6 protein-coding genes are annotated in these 7,186 nt (G+C 68.7%); 4 read left to right on the top strand and 2 right to left on the bottom strand.

Features of this window, described 5'->3' with window-relative positions:
- Positions 1-266: 266 nt before the first annotated feature.
- A complete protein-coding gene (locus ACIHCQ_RS44370; RefSeq protein WP_399675000.1) occupies positions 267-953 on the bottom strand; it encodes a DUF6193 family natural product biosynthesis protein in 687 nt (228 codons plus the stop codon).
- A 245-nt stretch (positions 954-1,198) separates the two neighbouring features.
- Between ACIHCQ_RS44370 and ACIHCQ_RS44365 the strand changes: the two genes are divergently transcribed.
- The 4 genes from ACIHCQ_RS44365 to ACIHCQ_RS44350 all read left to right on the top strand — a co-directional run bounded on the left by ACIHCQ_RS44365 (position 1,199) and on the right by ACIHCQ_RS44350 (position 5,314).
- Positions 1,199-1,585: a hypothetical protein gene (locus ACIHCQ_RS44365; RefSeq protein ID WP_399674998.1), complete on the top strand. Its 387-nt coding sequence runs from the start codon at positions 1,199-1,201 to the stop codon at positions 1,583-1,585.
- A 527-nt stretch (positions 1,586-2,112) separates the two neighbouring features.
- The gene (locus ACIHCQ_RS44360) at positions 2,113-2,856 is read left to right on the top strand and encodes a hypothetical protein (protein ID WP_399674997.1); all 744 of its coding nucleotides are present in this window, start codon (positions 2,113-2,115) and stop codon (positions 2,854-2,856) included.
- 613 nt (positions 2,857-3,469) lie between these two features.
- Complete coding sequence (locus ACIHCQ_RS44355; RefSeq protein ID WP_399674996.1) at positions 3,470-3,781, top strand: hypothetical protein; 312 nt, start codon at positions 3,470-3,472, stop codon at positions 3,779-3,781.
- A gap of 108 nt (positions 3,782-3,889) precedes the next feature.
- Entirely contained in the window at positions 3,890-5,314 is a 1,425-nt protein-coding gene (locus ACIHCQ_RS44350; protein WP_399674995.1) for a tyrosine-type recombinase/integrase, read from the top strand.
- Between the two features lie 170 nt (positions 5,315-5,484).
- Here ACIHCQ_RS44350 and ACIHCQ_RS44345 read toward each other — a convergent pair.
- The coding region (locus ACIHCQ_RS44345; protein ID WP_399674993.1) for a hypothetical protein at positions 5,485-7,186 on the bottom strand (1,702 nt) is incomplete at its 5' end.

Genomic DNA, 7,186 nt, shown 5'->3' with positions numbered 1-7,186 from the left:
ATCACCGACCTTGGCACCCTGACCACCACGCGGAACCGGTAGAGCGACCGACCCGCCGGCGCGCGGGTGTGGGCCGGGGCGCCGGCTCACCAAGCACCATGATCGGTACCACCACGGCCTCTACTCCGCTCACACCGCAATGCCCTCGCCAGTGAGGAACGATCACTCGTCTGGCAGCAGCACGCACCGCGCACCTGCGTTCCCACTGATGCGGAGAACGTCCGTGTCGTCGGCGGACGCTTTGCGGATGTGGCTCGTCACTCATCTCATTCGGCGGTCCCCGCGACAGCCGGGCCGAGACCGGTGGGGAGGTGAGACACCGCCAAGGCGACGACCTCTTGGGCAGTGGCGGCCTCACCGAGGACGCCGGAGTGAGGATGCATCATCACGCGGTACGAGCTGCCGTTGGATGACGGGGCGATAGCCACCTCACCGCGGAACGGGAATCCGGTGCAGGAGCTGAAGCCGAGCGTCCAGTGGCTGGAGAACACATAGAGCTGTCGCAGCCTCGGTTCGGCATGAGCCGCTTCCACGAGTTCGCCGAACTCAGGGAAATCCGGTGTCTCAGCTGCCTGTTCCCGCATCGTGCGCCACTGCAGCTCCACCACTGCAACTGGCCCGCGTTCGTGGGCCTCGGCGCGCTCGCTGGAGTGCAGAAACGACAGCTCCGCCCGCAGCTCCCGCAGGCTCCTGCCCTTTCCCCACGCCACACCAGCCCTGACGACATCCGCCAGGTCAGGCGTGGATCCGGTGATGAACTTGACCCCCTGGCTCCAGCCCGAGACACCAAACCAGCGGCTCTCCGCCCCGATGTGAACGGACAGCGGTTTGCGCCCAGGGACCGACGAGGTGATGCCCACCGAAACGAGCGGCCCCCAGTCGCCAGACACCATCGTGAGATCGACACCGCGGTCGGCCGCCAGCTGTTCCAGCGCAGCGGCAAGGCCGTCCACAGCCGCCAGGTCAGGGTAGAGGTCAGAATTCACCTACGTAGTCTGCCGTCGCAACGCCACAAAGAGAACGCCGATCAGGCCATCGGCGGAAGGAGCGGCGTTCACGTGACCTGTGTACCCGGAGCTCACTGCCCGGGGAGCGTAACTGGCCACCAGTGGGGACCGTGAGCGGGAAACCACTGGCCGTACGCGGGGAAACGATTTTGGCCGCTGTCACACAGGGCTGCCGGTCAGCCACTCAACCCTTGACCGTCCAGGACACCGTGGTCCTGCCGTACCCGGCGCTGCTGCCTGATGAGCCGCTCGCCTTGCGGGAATCGCGGACAGGGCACACCGGCGCCCAGCGGCTCACCTGGCACTGCGCTGTCCGCAACACCACCGGCGTGGAACTCGACGACGACGACTGGTTCGAGCTGACGCGCGAGGTCCTCGACGCCATCGGCATCGAGCCCGACGATGACCCGGGTGCCTGGCGGTGGGCCGCTCTACGTAACCAGGCCCACGGACTCGACATCGTCGCCACCGTCATCCGCCAGGACGACCGCTGGGCCCGGCTGCACAACGACGCCTACTTCGCCCGCTCCATCTGCTCGAACTTCGCCTACGACAACGGCCTCGGCAAGTCGGGATGACTCGGAGCGTCTACCACCCATCTCCGGCCGGGCCAAATCGCAGAATCTGCGGATCCTCTCTCCATGACGGCCCGACCACCCGGGCTCCCGTTCGCCACTCCCCTTCGAGGTAGACGCCGTGATCGCCCACCTGCAGCGCGCCAGCCACACCGCCGGCCTGCTCACGTATCTGTACGTGCCGGGCGAGCGCGGCAACCACGCCGCCCCCCGCCTGATCGCGGGAGACGGCCACGGCGCCCCGATCGAGATGCTTGCCAAGCCCGAGGCCCTGCCGTCCCTGGCCCACGCCCTCGACGCATCCGTCGAGCGCCTCGGGGCCCGCGCGCCCGAGCGGCCTGGTGGGTCTGCTCGGTCCGCTCCGATCCGAGTCCCAGCTGGTGAACGTCGTAGCCCTCGCCCGCGAGGACGGGGCTCCACCACGCCTACCGCGACGCCTTCCACCTGCAGACCGGGCGCGAGCGCATAACCGCCGAACTCGGTCACGTGCCTTCTGTCCCAAGCCCGACACCCCGCGCCCAGGAGCCCCCGTGCCTGCCCCCTACATCATCATCAATTCCGAGCCCAGCGGCAGTGTCTCGGCGAGGGGTGCCAGCGACGACTTGTCCGCCATGCTCCTCAAGCACGCCGGTTTCCAGCAGATCGAGGACTGGTACGGCCGACGCCATCGCCTTCCGACCACCACCCTGACCGCTGACCGCACCGCAATCGCCACCCAGGCAGCCGAGATGCTCCGCGCCGCCCGTTACCGCGTCGACCTGGATCCCGGCCTCGACGCCAACCGGTTGACCTCCCCGGCCAATCCGCTCGGGCCCTACACCGCCGGAGCCGAGGTCCTGCGGCTGACTGACCAGATCAGGGCCGCCGAGCACGGTGCCGATCTTGTACAGGCGGTCGATTACCTCCTCCACCCCGAGCACGGTGTCCTGGAACGCGTCCGGGAAGCGCTGGAGGCGGCAGGCGAGCAGATATCCGACCTCGACGACGAGGCGTATGCGGTCGCCGACCGGTTCGGCTTCGCTGCGGAGTTCGTCAGCGCAGCGCAGTCTGAACTCGTCGGATCTGAAGTCGAATTGCACCGCGTCGGCGACTCGCAGCAGGACCAGGTGGTGGCTCGGACGCAGTCCCCAGCGCTCCCGAGCTCCCGAAGCGCGGCTCTCGCCACGTCGCCCGCAGCGACCAAGGCCAAGGTGTCCTCAGTGCTCGGCGCTGGAGCACCAGAGGTCGGCGTGGCCGTACGTCCGTCGCAGGCCCCCGGCCCTCGTGCCCGGTGACTCCCCTCGACACCGGCCGGGTCGGCTTCCTCATCGTCACCGCCGTCAGTTCCGCCACCGCTCCTGACCGGCTTGCGTCCCTCGCTGAAAGTCTGACCCTGGCGATCGCGCCGTGAACCGGGCGTTGCCTCCATCCGCTGCCAGTCCGGCCACGGACCGAAGAGGGCTCCTCCATCCAGGTGTGGGTTACGCGCTGCCGCGCGCTCCCCGCTCAGCCCGAAAACGCCAAGCACAACGACCGAGGAGGAACTATGCCCCAGTCCTATTCGAGCATCGGCGAGGCCGTCGCCGCCGCGATGCAGCACAACATCCGGCTCGCCCACGGTGACGATTTGTCCGGCTTGGACACGCCGCTGCAGATCCGCCATCTGCCCCATCCACGTGCCGACCCCTACTCGGTCCCGGGGATGATCGCCCGGCTCACCGAGACCGCAACGCCAGATGAGGTCGCCGGAATCATCGAGGAGGTCAACGGTGCCCTGGTCGGGGCCCTGCCGCAGCTGACCGAACTCGTCGCCGCCGCAGCCGACTGGGCCCGCGTCCGCCTGGACTTCGATGACCCGCACCACAACCCGACCTTCGAAACGGGACGCGGCTGGCCGCCCCCCACGGCATGCTTCGTGACGTCCAGGATCAGTTGGAGATCGCCGAGGACGGGATCGCCGCGTGCCCTGCCGAACTCAGTGAGCGCAGGCACCACGAAATGGTCAACGTCCTGCGGACCAGGGAACTGCTCAGCGACGTTCTCGGTGCCGGCGCGGTCGCGGAAACCGCACCGTCCACCGCACGGAGTCCAAAGGCAGATCAGCAGCGAGTCGCCCGTACCTCCTCGCCGCAAGCCACCGCCCAGCGCACGACGCCCTCGGCCAGTACGTCCGTACCGCCGGCCAGCGCCCCGCCGCCCCGGCGGCCGCGCACCCGATGACCTTGACCGCCGACTTCCTTCCAGAACAGGAGCTGCCCCGATGACCAGCAGAAGAGCGCCGCGCGCCCCACCCCCTTCCCTCACCTGCGCTCACTCCCTGGACCAACCATGCCCGCACCGCGTACCAGCGCGCCCTCGATCACCACCGGGTCCGACGCGCTCCTGTACCTCCTCTTCAGCATCCTCGGCATCGCCCTCGCCTTCGGCTCCCTGGCCTGGCTGACCGGCAACCTCACCAATACCCTGGTCGGCGTCGGCCCCTGGGTGCCCTTCAGGGCCACCGACACGCTGCTTCACCCCGACGTGCTGTGGCCACATCTGAGCGCCACGGCGCTGCTCGTCGGCGCCCGGATCGTCCCCGGCCTGCTCTCCGTCTGCCTCACCATCGCCAGCCTGGTCCTGTGGCTGCGGCTGCGCGGCGGCGCAAAGAACGGCCTCGCGCGTAAGGCGGATCTCGCCCCGCTGCTGGACAAAGAGATCACTGCCAAGGCCAGCAGCCTGCGGCCCAGCCTGTCCGAGCTCAAGCCGAACGAGGTCGCTCCGGCCGACCGCGGGATCCTCATCGGCACGCTCTCCCCGAGCCGCGCCGAGGTCCGCGCCTCATGGGAGGACGTGATCGTCGCGATCATGGCCCCGCGCTCCGGCAAGACCTCCGGACTTGCGATCCCCGCGATCCTCGCCGCTCCAGGCCCGGTGCTGCTGACCTCGAACAAGGCGGCGAACGACGCCTTCACCGCGACGGTGGACGCCCGCGCCGAGGTCGGAACGATCTGGACCCTCGATCCGCAGCAGATCGCCCACCACCCGCGCGAGATGTGGTGGGACATCTTGGCCGACGCCCGTGACCTGGCCGGGGCGAAACGTTTGGCCGGGCACTTCGTCGCCGCCTCGGTGGACGAATCGCACGGCTCCGACTCGCTGCTGCCAGCCACCGTTGCCCAATCTTCGGCTGCCGCGAAGTCCCTCGCGATCGCGACCCAGCTCGTGCAGGACGGCTGGGAGATCCACGAAGGTGCCCCCAAGACCGACTCCGGCATCCGCCTGATCGCCCTCGACGACGAGACGGATCAACTCTTCCTCGCCCACAAGGCCAGCCAGCAGCAGGAGCGGCTCGAATGGGGTGATGGCTGGGTCGATACCGGCCGCATCTTCACCCAGGAGGACGGCTCGATCCTTCACCCCGGCAAGGTGTCCGACCTCTTCGAGCGTCTGGTCGAGGCGGCCGGGCTGCCGCCCATCCGGTTGCACGACCTTCGCCACGTCGCCGCCACGCTGATGCTCGCGGCCGGGGTCGACATCAAGGTCGTCTCCGAGACCCTGGGTCACTCGGACACCCGGGTCACCCGCGATATCTACCAGGCCGTCCTGGACGACCTCGCCCGCGACGCGGCCGAGAAGGTCGTACAGCTCGTGCCTCGGGCGCGGAAGCCCCTCAGCGTGGTCAAGGACTCCGAAGCTGCGGCTCCCAACCGCACGCCGAGGATGACGCTGCCTCGGAAGGCCAAGGAGCCGGACGAAGAGCGCTCCGCCTGAGCGGGCTACGAAGAGGAGCCCGGTCAGCTCGAATCTGAGCGGGCTCCAGCATGTGGGCCACGACGGTGCTAAACCTAAGACCGTCTGGTGGTCGCATTCGGTGGTCCGGTCAGCCCTGAGGCAGGCAGAACCACCGTCAGCAACGTGGCGGCGATGTAGCGTACGGCGCGTCAGTCCTCGCCGCGCGGTGTCGCGACCGACCCGTCGAGTTGCAGGCCGTACGACGCGAGGTCACATAGTGCCGGGTCGCTCATCGCCGCGTGCAGCAGCACGCGCGTGGCTGTGCCGCTGCCCGCGACGGCACGTCGGCACACCTCCTCGCCCCGGCCAGTGTCCACGAGGTGGTGGATCAGTTGCGTATCCGCGTACTGATCGCCTGCGGAGACGCGGTCCATGAGTTCGGCAATGCGACCCGTCTTCACCAGCAAGGAGGCGAGGAGCCGGGCCTCGCGCTTGCCCAGCCGGCGGGATTCGGCCCTCAGCAGGTCGAGGAGTTCATCGACGCGCTCGTGCTTCTCCAAGAGGCCGACCAGCCAATACCGGGCATCCTCTTCGCCACTGGCCAGCGCTCCGCGCCATACATCGGTGGCCTTCGTAACCTTCCCGCAGCTCTCCAGCCAGTCACTGAGCCGGTGACAGGCCGGCAGCTCCCCTCGCTCCGCACGCCGAGCCACCTCGTCGATCCGGCCCTGCTCGACCAGCGACTGCGCGACGACGTCCTGCGCGCGCGAGTCACCGCGGTCCGCGCGCACGACGACTTCGTCCCACCGGTCGAGCTCCATCAGCATCGAGGTGACGACGGCATTCAGGTCGTCATTGCCGCCATGGTCCCGCTCGAAGGCGAGCGCGACATCGACCGCCTGCTCCAAATTGCCCAACCTTCGCAGGAGGTGCAGTTCGGTCCAGGGGGCATCGGACGTCTCGTTCCATCGCGCGCAGACCGCCTTGGCGTGGTCGGCGACGGACGGGGCATGGCCGCTCTCCGCGACCCAGACCTCCATCATCCGATGCCTGGCCGCACGTGAGCCGTCCATCGCCATGGATTCCAGTTCGTCCATGCGTCCCGACGTGTACAGCAGCTCCACGAGCTGGGCGTCGCTCATGCCATCAACCGATGAGTCGCTCAGCCAGGCGCGCAGCAGGTGTTCGACCTCGGCGGCGTTCCCGGGCGTGCCTTCCCTCAGCAGCAGGTCTACGAGCATGCGCCTGGCCGAGGGGCTTGCACCCGCGTAGCTGCGGAGCAGTGTCACGGCGGCGGCCACGCGGTCCCTCTCGGTCAACACCTCGGCAGCGCGCCGGGCCGATTCCCCGTCTCCCCCGGCGGCAAGTCTCGTCCACTGCTCGACGGCCTCGTCGTAGCGGCCGGCCGACTCCAGTTCCTGGGCCAGAGCCTGGGCCGCGGGGTCGTGGACGCTCGCGTACTGCGACAACTCGGCGATCCGACGGTCCTGATCGGGGGTCTCCCGCTGGCTCCAGGTGATCAGCAGGTCCATTGCTTCGTCGGGCCGCTGCTCAATAACAGACTCAGCCAGCTGCCGCGCCGCCGCTGCTCGTCCCCGTGTCATCAGGAGACGCGCCCGGGGCAGCGCCCCCTCGGTGCCCGCAGCGACGTAGAATTCTTCGGCGAGTTCGTACAACAGGCGCCACTGGGCGCTCCATCCGATGCGCACCAGGACGTGCGGGTCGTCCGTCGTCGTGAGCAGTGCCCGCCAGGTGCTCGCCGGAACGGCGGCGAAGCGTCGCCGTGGTTCTCCGATGTGGAGGAGGTAGTCGGCGAGGGTTGTGGACTGCTGCCGAAGTAATGAGCGGTAGTGACTTCTGGTGAGCGTGAGTGAGTGCTGGGTCGGGTTTGGGTCTGGCCGTACGGGCCGG

This window comes from Streptomyces sp. NPDC052236, assembly GCF_044548015.1.
Taxonomy (GTDB): Bacteria; Actinomycetota; Actinomycetes; order Streptomycetales; family Streptomycetaceae; genus Streptomyces.
This window is presented reverse-complemented; position numbering and strand designations above follow the sequence as displayed.

What these genes read in the sequence shown, in the direction of transcription:
- ACIHCQ_RS44355 (WP_399674996.1), top strand. Translation starts at nt 3,470, where the DNA reads ATGCTTCGTGACGTCCAGGATCAGTTGGAGATCGCCGAGGACGGGATC.
- ACIHCQ_RS44350 (WP_399674995.1), top strand. Translation starts at nt 3,890, where the DNA reads ATGCCCGCACCGCGTACCAGCGCGCCCTCGATCACCACCGGGTCCGAC.